This is a genomic window from Mesorhizobium sp. EU05-FHT14A09 (genome assembly GCF_058790995.1).
In genome coordinates this window covers 1,420,721-1,445,315 of the sequence record NZ_JBYTDF010000001.1, presented here as the reverse complement: position 1 = coordinate 1,445,315, position 24,595 = coordinate 1,420,721, and the positions used below count along the sequence as shown (strand labels likewise).

Annotated in this window: 21 protein-coding genes and 1 pseudogene; 14 read left to right on the top strand and 8 right to left on the bottom strand. The window is 61.1% G+C overall.

Going from position 1 to position 24,595, the window contains the following annotated elements; genetic code table 11:
• The first annotated feature begins 102 nt into the window (after positions 1–102).
• From AC3WTO_RS06855 to AC3WTO_RS06845, 3 genes are all read left to right on the top strand, one after another.
• A complete protein-coding gene (locus tag AC3WTO_RS06855) occupies positions 103–882 on the top strand; it encodes an SDR family oxidoreductase (protein ID WP_492459894.1) in 780 nt (259 codons plus the stop codon).
• A 158-nt stretch (positions 883–1,040) separates the two neighbouring features.
• Entirely contained in the window at positions 1,041–3,371 is a 2,331-nt protein-coding gene (locus AC3WTO_RS06850; RefSeq protein ID WP_492459893.1) for an NADP-dependent malic enzyme, read from the top strand.
• Between the two features lie 68 nt (positions 3,372–3,439).
• Positions 3,440–4,534: a DUF2865 domain-containing protein gene (locus tag AC3WTO_RS06845; RefSeq protein WP_492459892.1), complete on the top strand. Its 1,095-nt coding sequence runs from the start codon at positions 3,440–3,442 to the stop codon at positions 4,532–4,534.
• Here AC3WTO_RS06845 and gltX read toward each other — a convergent pair.
• From gltX to AC3WTO_RS06820, 5 genes are all read right to left on the bottom strand, one after another.
• On the bottom strand, positions 4,452–5,825 hold the full coding sequence (gene gltX, locus AC3WTO_RS06840; protein ID WP_492459891.1) for a glutamate--tRNA ligase: 1,374 nt from the start codon (positions 5,823–5,825) through the stop codon (positions 4,452–4,454). The genes AC3WTO_RS06845 and gltX overlap by 83 nt on opposite strands.
• A gap of 142 nt (positions 5,826–5,967) precedes the next feature.
• Positions 5,968–7,770 (bottom strand): ABC transporter ATP-binding protein, encoded by a 1,803-nt coding sequence (locus AC3WTO_RS06835; RefSeq protein ID WP_492459890.1) that lies wholly within the window; start codon positions 7,768–7,770, stop codon positions 5,968–5,970.
• Between the two features lie 334 nt (positions 7,771–8,104).
• A complete protein-coding gene (locus AC3WTO_RS06830; protein ID WP_492459889.1) occupies positions 8,105–8,527 on the bottom strand; it encodes a GNAT family N-acetyltransferase in 423 nt (140 codons plus the stop codon).
• Between the two features lie 2 nt (positions 8,528–8,529).
• Entirely contained in the window at positions 8,530–10,206 is a 1,677-nt protein-coding gene (locus AC3WTO_RS06825) for an NAD+ synthase (RefSeq protein ID WP_492459888.1), read from the bottom strand.
• 116 nt (positions 10,207–10,322) lie between these two features.
• The gene (locus AC3WTO_RS06820) at positions 10,323–11,036 is read right to left on the bottom strand and encodes a DNA-3-methyladenine glycosylase I (protein WP_492459887.1); all 714 of its coding nucleotides are present in this window, start codon (positions 11,034–11,036) and stop codon (positions 10,323–10,325) included.
• A 98-nt stretch (positions 11,037–11,134) separates the two neighbouring features.
• On the opposite strand from AC3WTO_RS06820, the gene AC3WTO_RS06815 reads away from it, so the two are divergent.
• Both AC3WTO_RS06815 and AC3WTO_RS06810 read left to right on the top strand, forming a co-directional pair.
• Positions 11,135–11,707: a DUF1003 domain-containing protein gene (locus tag AC3WTO_RS06815; protein ID WP_492459886.1), complete on the top strand. Its 573-nt coding sequence runs from the start codon at positions 11,135–11,137 to the stop codon at positions 11,705–11,707.
• A complete protein-coding gene (locus AC3WTO_RS06810; protein ID WP_492459885.1) occupies positions 11,704–12,324 on the top strand; it encodes a DedA family protein in 621 nt (206 codons plus the stop codon). Before AC3WTO_RS06815 ends, AC3WTO_RS06810 begins: the two co-directional genes overlap by 4 nt.
• Here the strand turns inward: AC3WTO_RS06810 and AC3WTO_RS06805 are convergent.
• Entirely contained in the window at positions 12,306–12,665 is a 360-nt protein-coding gene (locus AC3WTO_RS06805; RefSeq protein ID WP_492459884.1) for a diacylglycerol kinase, read from the bottom strand. The genes AC3WTO_RS06810 and AC3WTO_RS06805 overlap by 19 nt on opposite strands.
• A gap of 364 nt (positions 12,666–13,029) precedes the next feature.
• Between AC3WTO_RS06805 and AC3WTO_RS06800 the strand changes: the two genes are divergently transcribed.
• From AC3WTO_RS06800 to AC3WTO_RS06790, 3 genes are all read left to right on the top strand, one after another.
• Entirely contained in the window at positions 13,030–14,100 is a 1,071-nt protein-coding gene (locus AC3WTO_RS06800; protein ID WP_492459883.1) for a GGDEF domain-containing protein, read from the top strand.
• A 141-nt stretch (positions 14,101–14,241) separates the two neighbouring features.
• The gene (locus AC3WTO_RS06795; RefSeq protein WP_492459882.1) at positions 14,242–14,622 is read left to right on the top strand and encodes an antitoxin Xre/MbcA/ParS toxin-binding domain-containing protein; all 381 of its coding nucleotides are present in this window, start codon (positions 14,242–14,244) and stop codon (positions 14,620–14,622) included.
• Positions 14,582–15,355: an RES family NAD+ phosphorylase gene (locus tag AC3WTO_RS06790; RefSeq protein WP_492459881.1), complete on the top strand. Its 774-nt coding sequence runs from the start codon at positions 14,582–14,584 to the stop codon at positions 15,353–15,355. Before AC3WTO_RS06795 ends, AC3WTO_RS06790 begins: the two co-directional genes overlap by 41 nt.
• On the opposite strand, the gene AC3WTO_RS06785 is transcribed toward AC3WTO_RS06790, so the two are convergent.
• Entirely contained in the window at positions 15,329–16,237 is a 909-nt protein-coding gene (locus tag AC3WTO_RS06785; RefSeq protein WP_492459880.1) for a LysR substrate-binding domain-containing protein, read from the bottom strand. The two genes, AC3WTO_RS06790 and AC3WTO_RS06785, sit on opposite strands and share 27 nt — an antisense overlap.
• 113 nt (positions 16,238–16,350) lie before the next feature.
• Between AC3WTO_RS06785 and AC3WTO_RS06780 the strand changes: the two genes are divergently transcribed.
• Positions 16,351–16,632 (top strand): hypothetical protein, encoded by a 282-nt coding sequence (locus tag AC3WTO_RS06780; RefSeq protein ID WP_492459879.1) that lies wholly within the window; start codon positions 16,351–16,353, stop codon positions 16,630–16,632.
• A gap of 53 nt (positions 16,633–16,685) precedes the next feature.
• Here AC3WTO_RS06780 and AC3WTO_RS06775 read toward each other — a convergent pair whose 3' ends face one another.
• A complete protein-coding gene (locus AC3WTO_RS06775; RefSeq protein WP_492459878.1) occupies positions 16,686–18,059 on the bottom strand; it encodes a class II 3-deoxy-7-phosphoheptulonate synthase in 1,374 nt (457 codons plus the stop codon).
• A gap of 432 nt (positions 18,060–18,491) precedes the next feature.
• Here AC3WTO_RS06775 and AC3WTO_RS06770 point away from each other — a divergent pair, with 432 nt between their 5' ends.
• The 5 genes and pseudogenes from AC3WTO_RS06770 to gor all read left to right on the top strand — a co-directional run bounded on the left by AC3WTO_RS06770 (position 18,492) and on the right by gor (position 24,541).
• On the top strand, positions 18,492–20,402 hold the full coding sequence (locus AC3WTO_RS06770; RefSeq protein WP_492460057.1) for an ABC transporter ATP-binding protein/permease: 1,911 nt from the start codon (positions 18,492–18,494) through the stop codon (positions 20,400–20,402).
• 181 nt (positions 20,403–20,583) lie between these two features.
• A pseudogene (locus tag AC3WTO_RS06765) lies at positions 20,584–21,486 on the top strand (alpha/beta hydrolase family protein); the annotation flags it as partial.
• A 132-nt stretch (positions 21,487–21,618) separates the two neighbouring features.
• Positions 21,619–22,317 (top strand): ribose-5-phosphate isomerase RpiA, encoded by a 699-nt coding sequence (rpiA, locus tag AC3WTO_RS06760; protein ID WP_492460056.1) that lies wholly within the window; start codon positions 21,619–21,621, stop codon positions 22,315–22,317.
• Between the two features lie 19 nt (positions 22,318–22,336).
• Positions 22,337–22,936: a DUF2059 domain-containing protein gene (locus AC3WTO_RS06755; RefSeq protein WP_492459877.1), complete on the top strand. Its 600-nt coding sequence runs from the start codon at positions 22,337–22,339 to the stop codon at positions 22,934–22,936.
• Positions 22,937–23,149: 213 nt separating this feature from the next.
• The gene (gene gor / locus AC3WTO_RS06750) at positions 23,150–24,541 is read left to right on the top strand and encodes a glutathione-disulfide reductase (protein WP_492459876.1); all 1,392 of its coding nucleotides are present in this window, start codon (positions 23,150–23,152) and stop codon (positions 24,539–24,541) included.
• Positions 24,542–24,595: the final 54 nt, after the last annotated feature.

Sequence of the window (24,595 nt, the reverse complement as noted above, 5' to 3'; positions counted from 1 at the left end):
CCTTTCGCGCTGGCTATCATCGATTCATGCAACAACCGTATGACGGTTGCGATTAGGCCAGTCCTTTCGCTAGCCTTGGGTATCTAATCGGAGGTTTCGGACATGGATCTCGGCATTCGCGGCAAGAAGGCGATCGTCTGCGCATCGAGCAAGGGACTGGGGCGCGGTTGTGCGATCGCGCTGGCCGAGGCCGGCTGTGACCTGGTCATCAACGGCCGCGATCCCGTGCTGCTGGCGAAAGCCGCGGCGGATATCCGTGAGCGATTCGGCGTGCGCGTCGTCGAGGTCATCGGCGATGTGTCAAAGCCTGAAGTGCAGAAGGCCCTGCTTGCCGCCTGTCCGGATCCGGACATCCTCGTCAACAACAATGGTGGGCCGCCCTATCGCGATTTCCGCGAGCTGGATCGCGAAAAGATCCTGGAGGGGGTCACCAACAACATGGTCACGCCGATCGAACTGGTGAAGGCGGTGATCGACGGGATGGCGGCACGCGGCTTCGGACGCATCGTCAACATCACCTCGCTCTCCGTCTATGTGTCCATCCCCGGCCTCGACCTTTCTTCCGGCGCCCGCGCTGGGCTGACCTCTTTCCTTGCCGGTGTCGGCCGTACGGTGATCGACCGCAATGTCACCATCAACAACATGCTGCCCGGCAAGCTGGACACCGATCGCCTGCGCGGGCCCCACGAACCGGGCTCGGTCGAGACGGCGGAAGCGGCCAGGGAACGCAAGGCGCGTCTTGCCGCCGATATCCCCGCCAAGCGGCTGGGAACGCCGGAGGAGTTTGGCCAGATCTGCGCTTTCCTGTGCTCTGTCCATGCTGGCTATCTGACCGGGCAGAACATTCCCGTCGATGGCGGGCTCTACGTCAGTGCCTTCTAGACTGCGAAAGTTGCGGTGCCTTCCGCAGCTTTCGTTTCTAACGCCTTGATCTGCGACAATTTTTCATCGCTTTGAAAAACACGGAGCGGCGTTACATCGCGCCTCGAAAAAACGCTGCTGCGTGCTAAAAGGGAGAACGCAACAGGAGTCCGGAAAGCATGGCAGGCGACAAGAGCAAGACGGCACGTTCGGATCTGGATGAGGCCGCGCTCTTCTTCCACAAGTATCCTATTCCCGGAAAGCTGGAGATTCAGGCGACCAAGCCGCTCGGCAACCAGCGAGACCTGGCGCTTGCCTATTCTCCCGGCGTCGCCGCCCCCTGCCTTGCCATCAAGGATGATCCCGCGACAGCCGCCGACTACACGGCACGCGCCAATCTGGTCGCGGTGATCTCGAATGGCTCGGCCGTGCTCGGGCTCGGCAATATCGGCCCGCTTGCCTCCAAGCCTGTGATGGAAGGCAAGGCTGTCCTGTTCAAGAAATTCGCCGGCATCGACGTCTTCGACATCGAAATCGACGCGCCGGAGATCGGTCGTATGGTCGAGACGGTTGCAGCGCTGGAGCCGACCTTCGGCGGCATCAATCTGGAGGACATCAAGGCGCCCGAATGCTTCGAGGTCGAGGAGCAGCTGAAGGCCCGCATGGGCATCCCGGTTTTCCATGACGACCAGCACGGTACCGCCATCATCGTTGCAGCCGCGGTGCTCAACGGGCTGGAACTGGCCGGGAAGAAGATCGAGGACGTCAAGATCGTGACCTCGGGGGCTGGCGCCGCGGCTCTCGCCTGCCTCAACCTGCTGGTTTCGCTCGGCGCCAGGATCGAGAACATCTGGGTCACCGATCGCTTCGGCGTCGCCCACAAGGGCCGCGTCGAAGAAATGGACCGCTGGAAGGATCCTTACGTCAAGGACACCGAGGCCCGTACCCTGGCCGACGTCATTCCCGGCGCCGACGTTTTCCTGGGATTGTCCGCGGCCGGTGTGTTGAAACCCGAACTGCTGCAAGGGATGGCCGAGAAACCTTTGATCCTTGCGCTGGCCAATCCGACGCCGGAGATCATGCCTGAGGTTGCGCGCGCAGCCCGTCCCGACGCCATGATCTGCACCGGCCGCTCGGACTTCCCCAACCAGGTCAACAACGTCATCTGCTTCCCCTACATCTTCCGGGGCGCGCTGGATTGCGGCGCCAGCGCCATCAACGAAGAAATGAAGATGGCGGCCGTGCGCGCCATTGCCGCGCTCGCGCGCGAGGAGCCTTCGGACGTCGCGGCGCGGGCCTATTCGGGCGAAACGCCGATCTTCGGCCCGGATTTCCTGATCCCGTCGCCTTTCGACCCGCGCTTGATCCTGCGCATCGCGCCGGCTGTTGCCAAGGCTGCATGCGATACCGACGTGGCGACACGCCCGATCGCCGACATGGCGGTTTATCTCGACAAGCTGAACCGCTTCGTCTTCCGCTCCGGCCTCGTCATGAAGCCGGTCTTCTCCACCGCCCGCAGCTCCAGCGCCAAGCGCGTCATCTATGCCGACGGCGAGGACGAGCGCGTGCTGCGTGCCGCGCAGGTGGTGCTCGAGGAAGGCATCGCCGAACCGATCCTGATCGGCCGCCCGCATGTCATCGAGGTTCGCCTCAAACGTTACGGCCTGCGCATCAAGCCTGGCGTCGACTTCGGACTGATCAATCCGGAAGAAGATCCGCGCTATCGCCACTATGTCGACCTGCTGATCGAACTCGGCGGCCGCCGCGGTGTCACGCCCGAGGCGGCGCGCACCATGGTGCGTACCGACAATACGGTGATTGCCGCCCTTGCCGTGAAACGCGGCGATGCCGATGCCATGATCTGCGGTCTCGAGGGCCGTTTCGCACGTCACCTGCGCAACGTCTCCCTCGTCATCGGGCCGCGGCCAGGCATTACAGATCACGACCTGTCCACGCTTTCCATGCTGATCTCGCAGCGCGGCGTCCTGTTCCTCACCGACACCTACGTCACGATCGATCCAAGCGCAGAAGAGATCGCCGAGATGACGATCCTGGCCGCCGAGGAAATCCGTCGCTTCGGCATCGAGCCGAAGGCCGCCCTGCTCTCATTGTCGGATTTCGGCTCGCGCGATGCTCCGAGCGCCCTCAAGATGCGCAAGGCCGCCGACATTCTTGCGCGCGTGGCGCCCGAGCTGGAATGCGACGGTGAAATGCATGCGGACTCGGCTCTGTCAGAGCATCTGCGCCAGCGCGTGTATCCGCATTCGCGGCTGAAGGGCGAAGCCAATCTGCTGGTCTTCCCGAGCCTCGATGCCGCCAACATCACGCTGACGGCACTGAGGACCATGCTGGATGCGCTGCATGTCGGCCCGATCCTGCTCGGCACCGACAAGCCGGCGCATATCCTGACACCGTCGGTGACGTCGCGCGGCGTCGTCAACATGACTGCACTGGCTGTTGTCGAGGCATCACACAAGGCCCAGGCGGCGCTGCACGCGCCCAAGGGATGACAGGCTCAACAGAAGCTTAACCGGCCAGCCCTATTTTCATTGCCCGACACAGGCGGGCAATGAGGCTGATGACCGGGGCGGATCGAAGTCTGGCGTTTGCGTGGACGCTGATTTGCGTCACCACGCTGCTTTTTTGTTCCCTGAACCAGGCCGAAGCGGCCTCGCGTATCTGCCGCCAGTTGCGGGCGGAACTCGCTTCGCTGCAGAAAGGCGGTGGTGTTGGCCAGCAACGCCGCTACGACGGCGCGATTGCTCGCCAGAACACCGAATTGGCCAAGGCGCGCGCGCAGGCACGCGACGCCGGCTGCGGTTTTTCGCTGTTCGGCGGAAGTATCAGTCAGTGCGCTGCGCTGAATGCGGCCATCGACAGGATGAACACCAATCTCGACAAGCTTCAGCGCAAACGCGCTGGAATGGGGAACAGCTCCCCACGTCGCGACCGCGGCCGCCTGCTGGCGGCGCTCGAAACCAACGAATGCGACAGCAAGCCGGCTGCCGAGAAGCGCGTGCAGGCAGCCGACGAAGCGGGCAACGGGGCAGAGGAAGAAGCAACACTCGATGCAGCTTTTGTTCCCTCGCCATCGGGCCAATTCCGCACGATGTGCGTACGCATCTGTGACGGTTATTTCTTCCCCATGTCGAATGCCGCTGCTGTCGGTGACTTCCAGCGCGACCAGGGCCGCTGTGAAGCGGGCTGCCCCGGCACGGAAATGCAGGTCTTTTATTCGCGCGGCCTCGCTGGCGATCCGGCAGCGATGACTTCATCGAGAACTGGACGGCCGTATTCCGAACTTCCGGCGGCTTTTCTCTACAAAAGTCCCGACCACCCGCTGCCGCAGGGCTGCGGCTGCAATGCTCAGCGGAATTTCACGATCATCGGCGGCAATCCGCCGGTCGCACAGCCTGAACCCGATGCCGGCACGGCTTTCCTGCCAACACCGGCAGACAAGCCGGATCCTGCTGAGGACCCTGAAACCCAGGCCAACACGGCTGGGCGCTTCGATATAGCGACAATGCGCCAAATGGTGAAGAAACCCGATGTCTCGCCTGTCTCCGCGCTGCCGCCGGAGCAGCGAAAAATCAGGGTCGTCGGGCCAACGTTCCTTCCCGCCCCAGAAGCGGCAATAGATCTGCAAGCTCCGGCCCAGAAACAAGTCCGGTAAGCGCCAGTCTGAGCGGCAGAAACAATGCCTTGCCTTTGCGACCGCTGGCATCCTTGACGCTGGCGGTCCATTCCTTCCACACCGACGCCGTCCACGGCTCTTCGGGCAGGAGATCGAACGCGTCGCGCACAAACTGCAATTCTTCAGCTTCGAATTCGGGTTTATCGAGCGGACCGTCCTGAACGATACGCCACCAGGAGACGGCATCGCTCAATCGATCGAGATTGCCGCGCACGATGTTCCAGAACTGTTCGGCCTGGTCGCCGGATACACCAAGCACCGCAAGACGGTCGCGCGCATCGGCAAAAGACAGCGTATGCATCAGGCCGCGGTTCAGCACGACCAATTCTTCAGGATCGAACTTGGCGGCGGATTTGGATGTCGCGGCCGGGTCGAAATGCGTGGCCAGCTCGTTCATGGTCTGCATCGGCTGGACGTTCTCGGACGTGCCGATCAGGACGGCGAGCGAAGCCACCGCCATGGGCTCGATGCCATCCGAGCGCAGACCTTCTATCGAAAGCGAGCCGGTTCGCTTGGAGAGCCCCTCGCCCGTCGTGGTGGTCAACAGATTGTGGTGGCCGAACACGGGGGCAGCGGCGCCGAGCGCCTTGAACAAGGCAATCTGCACCCCGGTGTTCGTGACGTGATCGTCGCCGCGGATGACGTGGCTGATCCCCATCTCGACGTCGTCGACCACGGATGGCAGCGTGTAGAGATAGGTACCATCCTCGCGCACCAGAACAGGATCGGACACCGACGCCAGGTCGACCGTCTCCTCGCCGCGCACGAGGTCGTTCCAGTGAATGTCGGTGCGTTCCGGTTCCTGAGGGTCGCTCTTGAAATTGGGCAGCAGGAACCGCCAGTGCGGTCGACGGCCGTCGGCCTCGAGGTCGGCGAGCTGCTTGGCTGTCAGGGTCAAAGCCTCCCGCCCGTAGACAGGTGGCAAGCCACGCGTGCGCCGGATCTTGCGCCGCAGGTCCAATTCTTCCGGGGTTTCATAGCAGGGATAAAGCACCCCGGCCTGCTTCAGGCGCTCGACCGCGGCATCATAGATGTGCACCCGCCGTGACTGATAGTCGGTCGCATCCGGGAAGATACCCAGCCAATGCAGGTCATAAAGGATGGAATCGGCATATTCCTGCTTCGAACGCAGCGTGTCGGTGTCGTCGAAACGCTGGATGAAGCGGCCTTTGTGCTTTTGCGCAAACAGCCAGTTGAAAAGCGCGGTGCGCGCGTTGCCGATGTGAATACGGCCGGTGGGCGATGGAGCGAAACGGACGGTGACTGTCATGAATGGGGCGTAGCGGATGCGTTGAACCTTGGCAAGGATCGCCTTAAAGGCCGGATCGGCCGGAAATAGGGCAACGCCTTTCACTCAAAAAAAGCGGACCACACCGCGCGATGCGGCCCGCCTCCCTTTGTTCCGCCAGGGGTCAAACAAGCCCCTTGGTCAATTCCAGCGCCTGCCGTTCGAACAGCCGGCGGTAGATGCCGCCGCTCAGGCGGATCAGCTCCTCATGCGAGCCTTCCTCGACGATCTTGCCGCGATCGAAGACCAGCAGGCGGTCGAGCGCCCTCACCGTCGACAAGCGGTGAGCGATGACCAGCGTTGTGCGGCCGACCATCAGCCGTTCCATCGCCTGCTGGATCAACACCTCCGATTCCGAATCGAGGCTCGACGTCGCCTCGTCCAGGATCAGGATCGGTGCATCCGCCAGGAAAGCGCGGGCAATCGCCACACGCTGACGCTCGCCACCGGACAGCTTCACGCCACGCTCACCGACCAGCGTGCCATAGCCCTTGGGCAGCCGGGTGATGAAGTCATGCGCACTCGCAAGGCGTGCTGCTTCCTCGACCTCGGCCTGAGTGGCGTCCGGCCTCGCATAAGCGATGTTCTCGGCAAGCGAGCGATGGAACAGGATCGGCTCCTGCTGGACGATGGCGATCTGCTGGCGCAGCGATGACTGCGTCACCTGAGAGATGTCCTGACCATCGATCAGGATGCGGCCACCGCTGATGTCGTAAAGCCTCTGGATCAGCTTGACGAAAGTTGTCTTGCCCGAACCGGAGTGACCGACGAGGCCCACGCGCTCGCCTGGCTCTATCGCTACCGAGAAGTCGCGGTAAAGCGGATCACGATGGCTGCCGTAGTGGAAGGTGACATGATCGAAGACGATGCCGCCGTCGCTGATGCGGGACGGCTCGGCTCCCGGCGCATCCTCGATGCCGAGCGGTTGCGCCTGAAAATCGACCAGTTCCTCCATGTCGTTGATCGAGCGCTGCAGATTGCGGATATGCATACCGATGTCACGCAGATAGCCCTGCAGAACGAAGAAGGACGTCAGCACGAAGGCGACATCGCCAGCAGACGCCTGTCCGCGCAGCCACAGCAACAACACGACACCGATGACCGCCATGCGCAGGAACAGCAACATCACACCCTGGGTGGTTCCGTTGACCGTGCCTCGGTTCCAGGTGCGCCCGGTCCGGTGATGCCACTTGGTGACGACCTCGGTCAGCCGCTGTTCTTCCCGCGCCTCGGCGCCGAAACCTTTCACCACCGCATTGCAGCTCACCGCATCCGCAAGCGCGCCGCCAAGCCGCGTATCCCATGAATTGGCGAGCCTTGCAGCCGGCGCGACATAGGCAAGCGACAGCACCGCTGTAACGGCAATGAAGACGAACGACCCGATCGCCACGACCAAGCCCATCATCGGCCAATACCAGCCAAGCAGGACGGTCGAGCCCACGAGCATGACCACGGATGGGAACAGCGCGATCAGGATCGTGTCGTTCAACAGGTCGAGCGCCCACATACCGCGGGTGACCTTGCGCACTGTTGAGCCGGCAAATGAATTGGCGTGCCAGTCGGTCGAAAAGCGCTGAACGCGGTGAAATGCATCGGCACAGATGTCCGACATCATCTTCAATGTCAGTTCGACAATGGCATAGAAACCGAAATTGCGGAAAATAACCGAAGACAACGCCAATCCGATCAGTGCAACGAAGGCGGCGATGGCGGCATTCCACGCCTCCTCGCTCGATGCGGCACCCGAAGCCACAGCGTCGACAAGACGGCCGGAATAGAGCGGCGTCAGCACGTCGGCCATCGTCGAGAGTAAAATCATCAGCATGATGAACAGCACCCTGAGCGGCTGGCGCCGCCAGTGAACCAGAGTGAAGCCGAGAACGGAGCCGAATGCGCCAGCGCGCAAATCGATCTTGAAACGAGTCATGATGTTTGCAGGCACGATCGTGCCTGATCCCGAAAAAGTGTAAAGAAAACACCGCGTCGAGGCCCGGAGGCCCGTCAAGAATGCGGATGCGAAAATGGATCTGACCGACCCGAGACGGGCGGTGGTCGAGGAATTCCAAAGCCTATTCTGCGATGGCGTGTTCCCGCAGGAAACGCCTCGAAGACCTAAGCTTCGCGACCTCGTATAGATTTATCAAATGCCATCATTCGTACCCTCCCGGTTAGGGAATCGCGGATGAAAACCTTATAGGAGAGGCATTTTGCCGCGCCAACCCCGGCTTTGTCACAAAAATGCCTTGGCATAACCGGTGAGGCTATGCTGCAACACTCGGAGCGTTGCGCCTGAGATGCATCGTCTTGCCGTCGGCTGCGACCTGGAAGCCGAAACCGGTGTAGAGCGAATGTGCGTCGGCGGTGCGCAGGCTCCAGCCACTGACCGTGGCAAGGTCGGGATGATCGAGCAGTGCGCCGATCAGCTTCTTGCCGATGCCGGCACCGCGCCGATCCGGCCACACGATGACATCACAAAGATAGGCAAAACACGCGTAGTCGGTGATGACACGGGCAAATCCCACCTGCTGGCCGTCCAGGAAAGCCGCGACACAGAGCGAATTGTCGAAGGCGCGGCGATGAATATCGTCGCTGCGCTGTGCGCCCCAATAGCTGTCCTTGATGACGCCTGAGGTCGCAGCGAAATCGATGCGCGCGGGATCGAAGGAAATTTCGACTTCGGCCACGCTCAGGCCCGGTCGCGGAAGCGGTTGGTGATCGGGTAGCGGCGATCGCGGCCGAAATTCTTCTTGGTGATCTTCACGCCCGGCGCGGCCTGCCGTCGCTTGTATTCGGCAATATAGAGAAGATGTTCGATCCGCTCGACAGTGGCGCGATCGTGGCCACGCTTGACGATATCGTCCACGCCCATCTCATTCTCGACCAGGCATTCCAGGATGTCGTCGAGAACCGGATACGGCGGCAGCGAGTCCTGGTCGGTCTGGTTCGGACGCAGCTCGGCCGACGGTGCCTTGTCGATGATGTTCTTCGGTATGACTTCACCCGACGGGCCCAGCGCTCCCGGCGGCACATGCGTGTTGCGCCAGCGCGACAATGCATAGACCTGCATCTTGTACAGATCCTTGATCGGGTTGAAGCCGCCGTTCATGTCGCCGTAAAGCGTGGCGTAGCCGACCGACATCTCCGACTTGTTGCCGGTGGTGACGACCATCGAGCCGAACTTGTTGGAAATCGCCATCAGGATGGTGCCGCGGGCGCGGCTCTGCAGGTTCTCTTCGGTAATGCCTTCCTTCGTGCCCTCGAAGAGTTGCGTCAGCGCATGCGAAAACCCGTCGACCGGCTCGAAGATCGGTACGATATCGTAGCGGCAGCCAAGTGCACGGGCACAGTCCTCGGCATCCTTCAAGGAATCCTTCGAGGTATAGCGATAGGGCATCATCACCGCGCGCAGCCGCTCCTCACCCAGAGCATCGACGGCAAGGGCAGCGCAGATGGCGGAATCGATGCCGCCGGAAAGCCCCAGGACAACATTCTTGAAGCCGTTCTTGTTGACGTAATCACGCAGCCCCAGCATGCAGGCCCGGTAGTCGGCCTCCTCCTGGTCGGGGATTTTCGACATTGGCCCTTCGGCGCACATCCAGCCATCGGCAGTGCGCTTCCATTCGGTGACGGCAAGCGTCTCCTCGAACTGGCTCATCTGGAAAGCAAGCGTCTTGTCGGCATTGAAGGCGAAACTCGCGCCGTCGAATACGAGTTCGTCCTGCCCGCCGATCTGGTTGGCGAACAGGAGGGGAAGGCCACTTTCGATGATCTGACGCAGCACCACCTGGTGCCGCACATCGAGTTTGCCGCGATAGTAGGGCGAGCCATTCGGCACCAGCAGCAATTCCGCGCCGCTCTCGGCCAGCGTTTCGCAGATGCCGAGGTCGTTCCAGATCTCCTCGCAGATCGGGATGCCGATGCGCACGCCGCGGAAATTGGTCGGGCCTGAGATCGTGCCTTCCGAGAACACACGCTTCTCGTCGAACTCGCCGTAGTTTGGCAGGTCAACCTTATCGCGGGTCGAAAGGATTTTGCCACCGTCAAGCACAGCCACCGAATTGTGCTTGCCTTTTTCACCCTGCCGCGGAAATCCGATGATGATGCCGGGACCACCGTCGGCGGTTTCGCGCGCCAACTCTTCGACCGCCTTGAGGCAGGCTTCCAGGAAAGCGGGCTTAAGCACCAGATCCTCTGGCGGATAACCGGAGATGAAGAGTTCCGTGAACAGGACAAGGTCAGCGCCCTGACGAGCCGCATCCGCCCTCGCCTCGCGGGCCTTGGCGAGATTGCCGGCGATGTCGCCGACGGTCGGATTCAACTGGGCAACGGCGATGCGAAGCGTATCTGGAGCGATCTTGGTCATGACAAGGGTTTAGCGTGGCAACCTTGCGCCTGCAACGGACAAGGCAGGAGACCGCTTGTGCCAATGCTCAATGTGAGCATAACGCCGTCCCGTGCCAATGCTGCGGGCTTCGAATGTCATTCACCGGTGTATTCGCGGATCGTCTCAGGAGCGTTGTTCTCGCCGATCGACATCGACAGGATGCGCGAGATGTGCTTGCGCGGCAGGCCGGTTTCTGTCGCCCAGAGGTTGACCTGGGCCTGGATCTTGTCGAGGTCCCGTTTGGAAGTCGGGCTTTCGGCGATATCCAGACCAGCATCGCGCAGTGCCGCCGCCATGTCCCTCGAGACGATGAAAGTGTCCCAATCCAGCCAGCGCAGCAGATATTGGCCGGTGTTGCCGCCAAGTCGGCTGCCATGCTTGGCGAAATAGGCCGTCACTCCTACCTGGTCATCCGCCCGCCAGGCCGCCAGGAATCTGCCGAAAGAGCCATGCTCCTTCGACACGCGTTCGACGAAAGCGGCATTCTCTCGCACGGAGCGGATTTTCTGCGGGTTGCGCACGATACGCTTGTCGGAAGCGAGATCGTGCCAGAAATCGTCGGGCTGGAAGAGCAGTCGTTTCGGCTCGAAGCCGAGAAAGGCTTCCTCGAAACCCGGCCATTTCTGCTCGATCACACTCCAGACGAAGCCGGCGGCAAAGACACGTTCAGCCATGGTCGAAAGCACGCGATCGTCCGTCACCTTGGCTAGCGCGGCATTGTCGGGCGCGGCCCCCAGCAGCGAAACGAGAACTGCATCGCCGCCCTTGCGCTTTGCGGCGCGAGCGCGAATCTGCTGAAAATCGAGCATGTCTCGCCCTCCCCGGGTGGCGGCGCGGGCCGCAGCGAAATGTTCGCGTTATCTTCTATAGTTCGCCGTCACACGCAAGCGCCGGCAAGGAGGAGCAGATGCAACGCAGGACCATGGCGGAACTGGCCAGTCGCTGGTTGTCACGCAACGCCGACGCACTGACCGATAGCGAACGTCGCGTTCTGCAGAGCGCAATCGACCGCAAAACAGTGTCTTTTTATGCCACGGATGGTGACCAAAAAAGCACCACGACCGGCGCGCGCGTTGCCGATGCCGTGGCCAGGATCGGTGGCTCGTGGGGTTTCATCATTTCCTTCATGGTGTTCCTGGTCGCCTGGGCGCTGCTCAACAGCGTGCTTCTGGTCAGCGGAGCGTTCGATCCCTACCCCTACATCTTTCTCAACCTGGTGCTGTCGATGCTGGCGGCGATCCAGGCGCCGGTCATCATGATGTCGCAGAACCGGCAAGCCGAACGCGACCGCACCGCAGCCGCACACGACTACGAAGTCAACCTCAAGGCCGAAATCGAAATCATGGCTTTGCATGAAAAGCTGGATGAGTTGCGGCACAGCCAGATCGTGGCGATGCGTGACGACATCAAACACCTTGCCGATCAGATGCAACAGCTGGAGGAAAAGCTGATGCCGCGCACGGCACGGTCGCGCAAATGACGGAAACACTCCATCAGTTCATCGAACACTATGGATTGCTGGCGGTTTTCTTCGGCTGCCTGGCAGAGGGCGAAACCGTTGCCATGCTTGGCGGCTTCTTCGTTCACCAGCACGTCTTTCCGGCGTGGCAGACGCTGTTCGCCGTTTTTGCCGGCGCATTTCTCGGCGATGCCGTCTTCTTCGCGCTCGGGCGAAGTTTTGCCCAGACCAGACTTGTGCAGCGCATCAGCCGAAAGCCCGGCTTCAGCCGCGCCCGTCAGCTTGTCACCGACCACCCGAATATCTACGTGTTGTCGAACCGCTACGTCTACGGCATGCGTATCCTGGGCGGGGTCGTTGCCGGCCTTTCTGGAATCGCGACAGCGCGATTTCTGGCCCTGAACGCCATTTCGGCGACTGTCTGGGCGACGCTGTTTTGTGGCCTCGGCTATGTCTTCGGTCTCGGTGCCGAAGAAGTCGTCGGCCGCGCCCTGCTCCACCACGAACGCCTGCTGGTCGCTTTTGCAATCGGCGTCATCGTCATGACGGTCGCGGCCGCAGTAGCCCGAAGCCTGTTCCATCGCGAAAAAGCCCGTGAAAACCGGGATGGCGCTGAAGATCAGATCGGCGCGCCGTAGAGGCGCTCGACAATAGCGAACAGCCAGACGCCCGCTGCAAGGACAATGGAAATCAGCACGGCCAGCGACCCGCAATCCTTGGCGAGCTGGATATCGATGTTGAACTCGCGGCTGATCGCGTCGCAGGTTGCTTCGATACCTGTGTTCAGGACTTCGACCATGATGAGCAGCAGAACCGCGCCGATCAGCAGCGCATAGCCGCTCCAGCTCGTCGCCACGAACCAGCCAAGTGGAATGGCCAGCACAAGCAGCATCAATTCCTGCTGGAATGCGGCTTCGCTCTGTGCGAGCCGGCGGAATGCGCGAACGGAATTGTGGAAGGCGTCGATCAGCCGCTTCATGAAGTCATGTCCCTTTCCGACGATGGGCCAGTCGATTGCGCCTCTTCGATGGAGTGGCGTGCTTATCCGATATCCTCCGGTCATCCGCAACCAAGATTGGCGATTCCGGTTCTTCTATGCCTTGAATGAAAGCCGACAAAAATATCTTGCCCTGCTCTTGCACAACAAGCACAGCCTCAAGTAGAAAAACGCGCCGGAAAATCGGCAGGTTAAGAAAACTTTAGCGCTAGCGCATCTAAGGTCTTGCAAGCGAAAGTCGTTGGCGGACGCCTTTCGTGTGGATTCGACTTCGAAGTGAGTTCTACAACCGGCAGCTTAGAGATATTTGTTCTCGGGTCGGTTCTGGTGGGGGAATTGGGTCCAAATGCAGCCGGCAGCCGTCACGCCCGAGCGGAGTTCTGATATCGCGACCACTGTCGTGGCCACGATGCGGCAACTCGGCGTCATTGCGATGCCACGCAACTACGAGATTTTCTACGAAGCACTGGTCGGGACAAACTCGGAACTCAGCCTTGCCGTGCTCGATCTCAGCAAGCGACCGACGCAGGACGATCTCGACCGGATCGGGCGCAAATTCTTTGCCCAAAACCACAAGCACGGCATCGTCGACCATGTACGCGACGTTCTGGCACGCGAACTTGAAGACATCGCCTCGCTGCTGCGCAACGAACGCAGCCATATCGAAAAGTACGGCAAGATCCTCGACGAAACCTCCGACGGGCTTGCCAACCGCAGCGTGATTTCCAAGGAGCTGTTGGAAAAGATCGTCGGCGCGGTCTCGACGGCAACGGCCTCGACCATCGACCATGGCAAGCAAGTCGCGAACACTTTGGGCGACAAAACCGCCGAGCTCGAAAGCGTCAAGTCAAAGCTGGAGGAATACAAACGCCTGGCCGATACGGATCCGTTGACCCAGGTTTGGAATCGTCGCGCTTTCGACGCGGAGATCGCGCGGATCTACAACAGCAACAAGGGTATTCTGTTCAACGCGCTGATCCTGGCCGACATCGACCGCTTCAAGGAAATCAATGACCGCTACGGTCATCCCGTGGGCGACAAGATCCTCAAGGATATCGCCGACATCTTCCAGACCAGCGTTTCCAGCGGCATGTTCGTTGCCCGTACGGGCGGCGAGGAATTCGCTCTCATCATCGAAGGCGCCAGCGAGGAAGCGACTTTCGATATCGCCGAGCGCATCCGCGTCCTGATCGAGCAGACCCCCTTCGTCAGCAGCCAAAGCGGCGCCAGCTACGGCACGGTGACGATTTCGATGGGTATCTGCATGGCTTCCGAAGCAATCGGACCGGAAGATCTTTATTCCAAGGCCGACCGCGCCCTCTACCGCTCAAAGGTGGACGGCCGCAATCGTGTCACCCGCCATTCGGTCATGGGTGGCCGTGCCAGCAAGAACTGGCTGATCTACAAAAAAGACTAAACCACCAACTAACGTTCGAGTGGCGTTCAGCATCGACGAGAAGCGTTGCTGAGCACAATATTCTTGTTTTGTTCGATATTTTACCAAAAACCTTTCAAGGTGAACTTTTCTGCCCTATATTTGCAGCAGAAAGGAAGAATCATGTCGATCAGGATCGCCGAAACCCCTCGCGCTGAAGAAAGCGCAGTCATCACCAAGGCAACGCTGCGGGCGGCCGAACGGCTCGACGTGACGGCACGGGCCCTGTCGACGATTATCGGCGTCTCGGAGGCCACGGTTTCGCGCATGCGCAAGAGCGAGTTCCTGCTCGACAAAGGCTCCAAGCCATTCGAGTTGGCGGTGCTGTTCATACGCCTGTTCCGGTCGCTCGACGCCATCACCGGCGGCGACGAGACGGTGGCACGGGCATGGTTGCGCAACGCCAACACGGCGCTGGGCGGCAAGCCGCTGGAGAAAATCCTGACTGTTACCGGACTTATCGATGTCATCGGCTACCTGGACGCCCGCCGCGCTCTCGTCTGAGGCAATCAGCCTCGACGGACAGTGCTGGCGCATGGTGGAGGCGCAGCATCATGTCTCCACGCTGAAGCTCGTCGACACGCTGGACGAGCAGACGCTGCTGGAAGAGCTGGTCGAGGACACCAAGCCGCATATCCCCCTCGAATGCCGGCATCTGCACTATCTGCTGGCAACACCGTTCCGCTACGGCTCGGTTTACCCCTATGGCTCGCGGTTCCGCCGCGCCGGACGGACGCTCGGCGTCTACTATGCGGCTGAAAGCATCGCGACCGCGGTGGCGGAGATGTCGTTCTATCGGCTGCTGTTCTTTGCGGAATCCCCTGATACGCCCTGGCCGCAGGATGCTGCCGAATACACAGCCTTTTCGGCCACATTCCGAACCGACGCGACACTCGACCTCACCAGGCCGCCGCTGGATCGCGATGCAGCCATCTGGGCACATCCAACCGACTATGCGGCCTGCCAGCTTCTTGCGGACAATGCGCGCGAGGCAAACATGAAAGCCATCCGCTATCAGTCGGCGCGGGATCCGGAAGGCAGAAATCTTGCTTTGCTGACCTGTACGATCTTCAAAAACCCGCAGCCGACGGAATGGCAGACCTGGCGCGTACGCCTCAGTGCATCCGGCGTGCAGGCTTTGTGTGAATTCCCGCCACGCCGGATCGGCTTCGATCGCACCGCCTTTGCCGGCGACCCGCGACTTGCCGCACTAGACTGGGATCGTGGCAAAGGCTGATCGCGTCGCCTCCGCTTCGGCGACGACCCATTCGCGGAAAAGCCTGATCTTTCGCGACTGTCGGCGCGCCTTTGGATAGACCAGGCTGTAGCTGCGATCGTCACGTCCGACATGCCGGAAGGGTCGTATCAGCCGGCCGCTGCTCAGCTCGTCAGCAAAGAAAATCGGCATCACCATCGCGACGCCCTGCCCCTGCAGGGTCAGTCCGACATCGATGCTCTGAACGCCGATCACCAGATCCATGCGGCTGTCGTCGCTGCCGTTTTCCACGCCGGCACCGCTGAGCCAATGCGCCCACCAGCTGAGCGCTCCGAACCTGCGAACCTTCAAAAGATCGGCGGGCTGCTCGATGGCATGTCTTTCGCGATATTCTGCCGTGCACACCGGCGCATATTCCATCGGAAACAGTGAAAAGACCTCATGTTCGGTCGACACGCTGTCACTGCCCCGGATCATGACGTCGATGTCCTCCCTGGCAAAATCAATGCTGTCGTTCGACGTATGCAGTTTGATCCGGACCTCGGGGTTGGCCGCCTGGAAAGACGGCAGGCGAGGCACCAGCCAGGTGGAAGCAACCGTCGGCAAGGTCGATATGATCAGGTGAAGATCGGGCTTCCTTGCCACCTCGACGAAAGCCGAGCCGAGCAGATCCAGCGCCTCGGTGACCTTGGGCGACAGCTTTCGGCCCGCCGCCGTCAGCGTGACCTGTCTCGGTTCGCGCACGAACAGCGGGACGCCGATACGGTCCTCCAGCAGCTTTATCTGATAGCTGACCGCCGCCTGCGTCATGCCGAGCTCTTCGGCAGCGCGCGTGAAACTCTGATATCTGGCGGCGGCCTCAAAGGCCCGAATGGCGGCAATAGGCGGCAGCTTCATGCGCATACATAAGCATTCTTTATGGCAGATTGCGATATTTCGCTTTGTCAGGCCGGCCGTTACCCACCATCTTGCTTTCACACGAATTGCCGAATCCAGAGGCGACGATGAAAGCGCTGTTGAGAAGACTTATCGCCGGGCTGGGCCTTTCTCGCCTTCGTGTCGTTGGCGTGCGCCGCTTCGACAACTCCGGTTCGTTCGACGGAATGAATGACGCCCAGCTGCGCGACATCGGACTGTGGCGCACCGACGAGCATTCCTATCTGCGACTGCGTGAGCCTGCGGCCCTTGACGTCCTCTTCCCCGATACCGGTGGAACGCCGGTCGGCGAGGACTGCAATACCCGTTCCGGTCCGGTGAAACCGCGCCCTGGCCTCAAGACCGACACACTGGCGGGCTGATCGAAAAAAAGGCGCCGAAACCGGCGCCTTTTTCCTTCCAAAACAGTCTGGCCTTATTCGGCCGCCTGCGTATGAGGCTGGCGGACGTGGCTCTTCTTGAGGAGTTCCGAGACCAGGAAGGCCAGTTCAATCGATTGGTCGGCGTTGAGACGCGGATCGCAGTGGGTGTGATAACGGTCCTGCAGATCCTCCGCCGTGATTGCGCGCGCGCCACCAGTGCATTCGGTGACGTTCTTGCCCGTCATTTCGATGTGGATGCCGCCCGCATGCGTGCCTTCCGCCTGATGGACCTCGAAGAAGGTCTGCACCTCTTTCAGAATGCGCTCGAACGGACGGGTCTTGTAGCCGGCGGCGGTCACGGTGTTGCCGTGCATGGGGTCGCACGACCACACGACGCTGCGGCCGGCATTCTTCACGGCACGCACCAGTTTCGGCAGATGATCGGCAGCCTTGTCGGCACCGAAGCGCGCGATCAGCGTGAGCCGGCCGGGTTCGTTTTCCGGATTCAGCAGGTCGATCAGTTCCAGGAGACCGTCCGGCGTCAGCGACGGACCGCATTTCAGGCCAAGCGGATTCTTGATGCCGCGGCAATATTCAATATGCGCGTGATCCGGCTGGCGGGTACGGTCGCCGATCCAGATCATGTGCCCCGACGTGGCGTACCAGTCGCCTGAGGTGGAGTCGACGCGGGTCAGCGCCTCTTCGTAGCCGAGCAGTAGCGCTTCGTGGCTGGTGTAGAAATCGGTCTCACGCAGCGCGAAATTGGTTTCGGAAGTAATGCCCACCGCCCGCATGAAATCCATGGTTTCGGTGATGCGGTTGGCGAGCGCCTCGTATTTCTCGGCCTGCGGGCTGTCGGCGACGAAGCCCAGCATCCAGCGGTGCACGTTCTCCAGGCTGGCATAGCCACCCTGAGCAAAGGCGCGCAGAAGATTGAGGGTCGCAGCCGATTGGCGATAGGCCATTTCCTGGCGTGCAGGATCCGGCACACGCGACTTTTCGTCGAATTCGATGCCGTTGATGATGTCGCCACGGTAGCTCGGCAGGGTGGTTTCACCCTTGGTCTCATTGTCGGACGAACGCGGCTTGGCGAATTGGCCGGCGACACGGCCGATCTTCACCACCGGCTGCGAGCCGGCGAAGGTGAGCACAACCGCCATCTGCAGGAACACGCGGAAGAAGTCGCGGATGTTGTCGGCGCCATGCTCGGCAAAGCTCTCGGCGCAATCTCCACCCTGCAGCAGGAAAGCTTCGCCATTGGCGACGGCCGCCAGTTGCTTCTTCAGCTTTCGAGCTTCACCGGCGAAGACCAGCGGCGGAAAGGTGGCAAGACGGGCCTCGGTCTCCTTCAGCGCAGCAAGATCCGGATAGGCAGGAACCTGCTGGATTGGCTTCGCTCTCCAGGAATTCGGGGACCACTTTGTCATTTGTCGCACCCAACGCGCTTTCCGTGGCCCGGCACCATCGCCCAAGCCCTTCGCTCCCAACAAGGAGATGCGGCTCCATACAGGAAGCCGGTTTCCTATTCTAGCCCGGATTTGGCAGGGACGCGAACGACTTATGTGTCCGTCGGGAGACCTACGCCGTTTGCGTGAGACACCCCAAACCTGCTGTCTCGACAAGACCTTAACCCAACGTCAGTGTGGCGGATCAGCCACGCAGGTGAAGCCAATCACAGACCGCTGCTAACCATTTAGTGAGAATGTTAACGGAAAATGATCAAGTGGTGTTACTGTATGTAACAAAACTAGAAGAGGTTTGGGCGGGAAGTGATTCGGGTCGATAGACCGAGCCATTCAATGCTGAAACGGCGGCGCCACGATACGGCAACACCGCCAACCCGGACGCCGGTTTCTTCGATGCGCGGTTTCTGGGGCCTAATGCGGGCGTACTGGTTCTCGGACCGGTGGCGGGAAGCATGGGCACTGGCTGCCATCATCGCACTGCTGACGGCTCTATCCAGCAAGACAGGCGTGTGGTTTGCGATCGCCTCCGGCGAACTGGTCAACTCGATCGCCTTCTTCCACGACGCAGCCAACACGACGCCCCTCACCTCGTTGCTCAGCAATGCCGGCTGGCTGGTTCTGCTCGTCATCATCAAGGATGTCGGCATCACCGGTACCCGGACACTGGTTTCGGCAACGTTGCACCGCAAATGGCGCGGCTGGCTCAACGGCCGCTTCAACGACGCGCTGCTCGATGCCAACCACACGCATTTTCATGCCCAGAATGGCGGCAACGGCGCTGCGCCCGACAACATCGACCAGCGTGTGCAGGAATCGATCAAGGACATGACCGGCGGCGCCATCGGGCTTGCCATGGGCGTGCTGGCGGTGGCCACCTCACTGTTCTTTGTCGGACAGAAGCTCATCGCCGACTCCACCGAAGTCGCGGGACTGGAATTCCTCGGCGACTATGGCAGTGCCGTGCTGGCATTGGCCGCGGTTGCCGCCTACGTCCCCGTCAACACCTGGATCGCCATGAAGCTCGGCGGCATGCTCGAACGCCTGTCTGTCAGGATGCAGCAGGCCGAAGGCAGCTATCGCGGTGAACTGACGACCTTGCTGCGCCGCTCTTTCCATGTCGCAGCGGCGCGTGGCGAAGAAGTGCAGAAAGCCATGCATGGCCGCCTCTACCAAGACATCGACAAGACATGGGGACGCCTGAACCGCGTCAACGCCGGCTATTCCTCGTTTGAACTGGTCTACAATTTCATCGGTGCCCGCATCGTTGCCTACGGACCCGGCCTGATCCCGTTCATTCACAACAAGATCGACCTCAAGGGCTACATAACCGGCGCCGAACTGGTCAATTCGCTGATCAGCCAGTGTTCGTGGTTCATCCATGTCATGCCGGCGATCGCGGCGCTCAAAGCCAACAGCCGCCGCGTCATCGAACTGGCCGATGCCATCGAAAACGTCCAGCAGCCGGCCGATTTCTACCGCCAGTCCGGTCATTCGGACTTCCGCTATGCCCATCAGAACCCGGTGTTCGGCATGACCATCCAGCATCTGGAGTTGATGCAGAAAGGGGTCGATGCCGCGCCTTTCGTGACGACGGAGCGGCTTCGCTTCCGGCGCGGCGAATGGACTTTCCTCAGGGGCGAATCCGGAAGCGGCAAGACCTCGCTGATCAAGGCGATCAATGGCCTGTGGCCCTATGGGCGCGGCACCGTCGTCTTCCCGGAAGGGATAAAGACCTTTTACGCTGCGCAGGAAGTAAAACTGCCGCCGGTATCGCTGAAGGAACTGGTCTGCCTGCCGGATTCCCCGGACGACCATTCCGATACCAAGGCGGCTGCGGCCCTGCATCGGGCCGGCCTCGGTGAATTCATCGAATATCTGTCCGAAGCGACACGCGACAACCATAGCTGGGACCAGGTTCTCTCTGGTGGCCAGAAGCAGAAATTGATCGCGGCGCGAATTCTCCTGCAGCAGCCCGGCCTGCTGTTCCTCGACGAGGCGACAGCGGCGCTCGACCCAGAGGGAAAAGTGGCGTTCCATCAGGTGATAAAAGACAATTGCCCTGACATCATCGTCATCAGCGTCATGCACGAGGCGATCCCGCCCCGCTCGGCAAGCGGCGAGGAATTCTACAACAGCGTGCTCAGCATCGCCGACGGCGTCGCCACCAAGAAGCCGCTGGTGCCGACATTGCCGCGCGAGATTACCACCATCCTGGCCAACCCACCCACGCGCCCCTCGGCCAAGGCACCACGCCTGGAGGACGGCTGGTCACGCATCACACGCATGCGGCTCCGGCAGAAATAGCGGCTGAACGGCCTCAACCATAAGAGCCACCGGCTTGCCCTATCCCCGGCGCCGGTCGAACGAGCGCAATCCCATCGATTGTTGCGTATGCCGGAGCATCCCAGCAAGCCGTCCTTTCCATCTTGACTTTGACGTTCACGTCAATGGTAGGCTTTGGCTTCGATCATGGGAGGCAGGATCGATGACATCTTCCCTCGCGCAGTCCACCCGAGCCGAAACGTCGCAAAAGGACGACGGAACGACCAGCGTGCGCCGAAGCGACATCCGCTTCGATGCCGACGATGGCTTTCCTCTCGTCGGCACATTGTTCGAAGGTGACGGGCCGCTGCCACTTGTGCTGATCTCTTCGGCAACAGCCGTGCCGCGGGGCTTTTACGCAACCTTCGCCAGCGCCGCGATCAAAGCGGGCGCGCGCGGCGTTCTCATCTATGACTACCGCGGCACAGGAGACTCAACGCCTCCCAAGGGCTGGGCGAAGCGCATCGGCATGGCGGATTGGGCATTGCACGACATGCCAGCGGCGGCCAAGGCGCTCAACGCGATTGCGCCGGGACATGCCCTGGTCGGCGTCGGGCAATCCTATGGTGGTCAGGCGCTTGGCCTGAGCGGCATTTCGAGCCGCTTCTCGCGCTATGGCATGGTTGCGGTCATGTCAGGCTATCACCGCGGCCTCGACGACAGATGGGCAGGGCCGCGCATGTTCCTGCTCGGTGTGCCGCTGTCCTATCTGTTCCGCAACATGCCGAAATGGATGCGCCTCGGCGAACCGATCCCCGCCACCGTTTTCCGTGACTGGGCACGATGGTGCGCGATGCCGGACTATTTCTTCGACGATCCCCGCCTCAAGGAGACGAAACGGTTTTCCGAAGTGCAAACGCCGATCCTGTCATTGCGCATGACCGACGACCCGTGGGGAACGGAACGCGCCGTTACCTCGCTGATCAAACACTATGATCATGCGCCCGTCGAAAGACGCTGGATTTCACCCGGGGACGCGGGCGGTTCCGTCGGCCATCTCGGCTTCTTCCGCTCGCGCTTCGCCGAAACGTTGTGGCCGCCATTCCTGGCCTGGTTGCTCAATGGCACGCCGTTCACGCCGGCAGCGCGCCTCCTCACGGCGCCTAGAAACTCGACAGAGTTCCCTACACCCTTTGACCCTGCGGACAAAAATGCTAGGAGCCCGGCAACGGCGGCGCGGGGGCAGCGAATTTCGACCATGGATGCCAGGCAATTAAAGATCGAATCCGCGCGGGCAGCCCTTGCCCATGTCACGGACGGCATGCGGCTCGGAATAGGCACAGGTTCGACGGCCGAGGAATTCGTGCGATTGCTCGCCGAAAAGGTCGCCACCGGCCTTTCAGTCATTGGCGTACCGACCTCGGAACGCACCGCTGCACTGTGTGCGGAGCTCGGTGTGCCATTGACCACTCTCGAGGAGACGCCCGAACTCGACCTTACCGTCGACGGCGCGGATGAAATCGATCCGGAGCTCACACTGGTCAAAGGTGGTGGCGGTGCCTTGCTCCGTGAAAAGATCGTGGCTGCTGCTTCGCAGCGCATGATTGTAATCGCCGATCGTTCCAAGCTCGTCGATACCCTCGGACGCTTTCCGCTGCCCATCGAGGTCAATCGATTCGGCCTGCGCGCGACCGAGATCGCGGTTGCGGCGGTCGCACGCGAACTCGGCCTTTCCGGCCCGATCACATTGAGGATGACGGCGGGCCAGCCTTTTGTTACAGACGGCGGTCATTTCATCCTCGATGCATCTTTTGGCCGCATTCCGAATACAAGAGCGCTATCGAATGCCCTCCATGCCATTCCAGGTGTGGTCGAGCACGGTCTTTTCATCGGGCTGGCGTCCGCGGCGGTTGTTGCAGGTGCCGATGGCATCGAAACTGTCCACGCACCCCGATAAACAAGGGAGTTTTCCAATCATGATGTTGAATAACCGCGTCCGTCGTCTTTCCGTGATGCTGGCTGCTGCTGCTGTCGTCGCTTTCGCCGCGCCTTCCTTCGCTCAGGAAATCTCCGAATCGCACCTCAAGGCGGCCCGCGCGGCAGTCTCCGCGATCCATGCGACCGACGCGTTCGACAACATCCTGCCGCAGGCAGCCGCCGCGCTCGAAGCGCAGCTGATCCAGAAGAACCCCGACATGCAGGAGCTCATCAGCCAGACGATCAACGCCAAGGCGCTGGCGCTGGCTTCGCGCCGCTCCGATCTGGAGAAGGAAGCCGCAACGGCTTACGCCAAGGTGTTCTCCGAACAGGACCTCACCAACATCGCGACCTTCTACCAGTCCGAGACCGGCAAGAAGCTGCTCGACAGCGGTCCGATCGTGACCCGCGAGCTCGTGAAGGCCGCGGAAATCTGGCAGAACGGCGTTGCCCGTGACCTCGCGCAGCAGGTCGGCGAGGCCCTCCAGGCTGCCGCCGGCGCCAAGGCACCAACCCCTGCCCCGACCGACGGCGCCGCCCCGGCCGAAGGAGAAGCTCCCGCCGAGGGTGCGGCACCTGCGGACGGCAGCGCCAACTGATCGCAGCACACCGGCGCAACTGGATCAAAAGCCCGGTCACTGCCGGGCTTTTCTTTTGACGTTACGACGCCTACCTCTCACCTTCATTGTATCTAGAGCGTTTCCGTTCTTTCACGGAAACGCGGAAACGCTCTAACTTTCTATTTTTGTCGCATTTTTGTAACGCCAAGTGATTCCACTTGGCTACAAAATGCTCCAGGACAGGATTTGGCCATGGGCGCTTACGACTACGACCTTTTCGTTATCGGCGGCGGCTCGGGCGGCGTACGGGCGGCACGTGTGTCGGCGGCACTCGGCAAGAAGGTCGGCGTCGCCGAGGAATATCGTTTCGGCGGCACCTGCGTGATCCGCGGCTGCGTGCCGAAGAAACTGTTCGTCTATGCCTCACAGTTTCCCGAGCATTTCGAGGATGCCGCCGGCTACGGCTGGACCGTACCGCAGGCAAGCTTCGATTGGCAGACCTTGATCGCCAACAAGGACCGCGAAATCGCACGGCTCGAGGGACTTTACGCCAAGGGCGTGCAAGGCGCCGGCGGCGAGACTTTCCAAAGCCGGGCCACCTTGATCGACCGCCACACCATCAGGCTGGAGGCGGAAAATCGAACTGTTACCGCCGATCAGATCCTGATTGCGACAGGTGGCCGGCCCGCCACGCATCCGGCGCTTCCCGGCCATGAGCACTGCATCACATCCAACGAGGCGTTTCACCTGGCCGAACTGCCGAAAGCGATTGTCATCGAGGGTGGCGGCTATATCGCGGTCGAGTTCGCCAACATCTTCCACGGCCTCGGCGTGGAAACGACCCTGATCTATCGCGGTACCGAAATTCTGAGCCGCTTCGACATGGATCTGCGCCGCGCCCTGCACGAAACCATGGAGAAAAAAGGCATTCGCATCCGCTGCCGCACAGTATCGGAAGAGGTGAAGCGCCGCCCCGACGGCCGACTCGACGTCAGGGTGAGTGGAGGTGACGTGCTCACGGTCGATCAGATGATGCTTGCCATTGGCCGCCAGCCCAACACCGAAAAGCTTGGCCTGGAGGCGGCCGGCGTCGAGATGTCCCCGACAGGCGCTGTCGTCGTCGACCAGTATTCCCGCACCAATGTCGATAACATCTGGGCGGTCGGCGACGTCACCAACCGCGTGCAGCTGACACCGGTCGCCATCCATGAGGCGATGTGTTTCGTCGAGACCGCATTCAAGAACAACCCGACCTCGCCGGACCATGACACCATCGCCACCGCCGTGTTCTCGCAGCCCGAGATCGGCACTGTCGGCCTTTCGGAAGATGATTCTGCCAGGCGTTTCAGCGAACTCGAGATCTATCGTGCCTCCTTCCGGCCGATGCGCCACACGCTGTCCGGACGTGACGAGAAAATGCTGATGAAGCTCGTGGTCGATGCGGCAAGCCGCAAGGTGCTTGGCGCGCACATCCTGGGGCCCGACGCCGGCGAGATGGCTCAGCTCCTGGGCATTCCAATCAAGGCTGGCCTGACCAAGGACGCTTTCGACCGCACCATGGCCGTGCACCCGACCGCAGCGGAAGAGCTCGTCACCATGTACAAGCCGACCTATCGCGTCAAAAACGGCGAACGGATCGACTAACATCGCGCAGCAGCCTCGCACGACACGACGGAAAAGCAGTTTCCCGCTCTTGAC

Coding starts and splice junctions, on each gene's coding strand:
- AC3WTO_RS06850 (WP_492459893.1), top strand. CDS start 1,041: ATGGCAGGCGACAAGAGCAAGACGGCACGTTCGGATCTGGATGAGGCC.
- AC3WTO_RS06820 (WP_492459887.1), bottom strand. CDS start 11,036: ATGCTCGATTTTCAGCAGATTCGCGCTCGCGCCGCAAAGCGCAAGGGC.
- AC3WTO_RS06770 (WP_492460057.1), top strand. CDS start 18,492: ATGCGCGGTTTCTGGGGCCTAATGCGGGCGTACTGGTTCTCGGACCGG.
- gor (WP_492459876.1), top strand. CDS start 23,150: ATGGGCGCTTACGACTACGACCTTTTCGTTATCGGCGGCGGCTCGGGC.
- AC3WTO_RS06855 (WP_492459894.1), top strand. CDS start 103: ATGGATCTCGGCATTCGCGGCAAGAAGGCGATCGTCTGCGCATCGAGC.
- gltX (WP_492459891.1), bottom strand. CDS start 5,825: ATGACAGTCACCGTCCGTTTCGCTCCATCGCCCACCGGCCGTATTCAC.
- AC3WTO_RS06805 (WP_492459884.1), bottom strand. CDS start 12,665: ATGAAGCGGCTGATCGACGCCTTCCACAATTCCGTTCGCGCATTCCGC.
- rpiA (WP_492460056.1), top strand. CDS start 21,619: ATGGATGCCAGGCAATTAAAGATCGAATCCGCGCGGGCAGCCCTTGCC.
- AC3WTO_RS06755 (WP_492459877.1), top strand. CDS start 22,337: ATGATGTTGAATAACCGCGTCCGTCGTCTTTCCGTGATGCTGGCTGCT.
- AC3WTO_RS06775 (WP_492459878.1), bottom strand. CDS start 18,059: ATGACAAAGTGGTCCCCGAATTCCTGGAGAGCGAAGCCAATCCAGCAG.
- AC3WTO_RS06790 (WP_492459881.1), top strand. CDS start 14,582: ATGTCATCGGCTACCTGGACGCCCGCCGCGCTCTCGTCTGAGGCAATC.
- AC3WTO_RS06810 (WP_492459885.1), top strand. CDS start 11,704: ATGACGGAAACACTCCATCAGTTCATCGAACACTATGGATTGCTGGCG.
- AC3WTO_RS06835 (WP_492459890.1), bottom strand. CDS start 7,770: ATGACTCGTTTCAAGATCGATTTGCGCGCTGGCGCATTCGGCTCCGTT.
- AC3WTO_RS06785 (WP_492459880.1), bottom strand. CDS start 16,237: ATGCGCATGAAGCTGCCGCCTATTGCCGCCATTCGGGCCTTTGAGGCC.
- AC3WTO_RS06795 (WP_492459882.1), top strand. CDS start 14,242: ATGTCGATCAGGATCGCCGAAACCCCTCGCGCTGAAGAAAGCGCAGTC.
- AC3WTO_RS06800 (WP_492459883.1), top strand. CDS start 13,030: ATGCAGCCGGCAGCCGTCACGCCCGAGCGGAGTTCTGATATCGCGACC.
- AC3WTO_RS06815 (WP_492459886.1), top strand. CDS start 11,135: ATGCAACGCAGGACCATGGCGGAACTGGCCAGTCGCTGGTTGTCACGC.
- AC3WTO_RS06845 (WP_492459892.1), top strand. CDS start 3,440: ATGACCGGGGCGGATCGAAGTCTGGCGTTTGCGTGGACGCTGATTTGC.
- AC3WTO_RS06825 (WP_492459888.1), bottom strand. CDS start 10,206: ATGACCAAGATCGCTCCAGATACGCTTCGCATCGCCGTTGCCCAGTTG.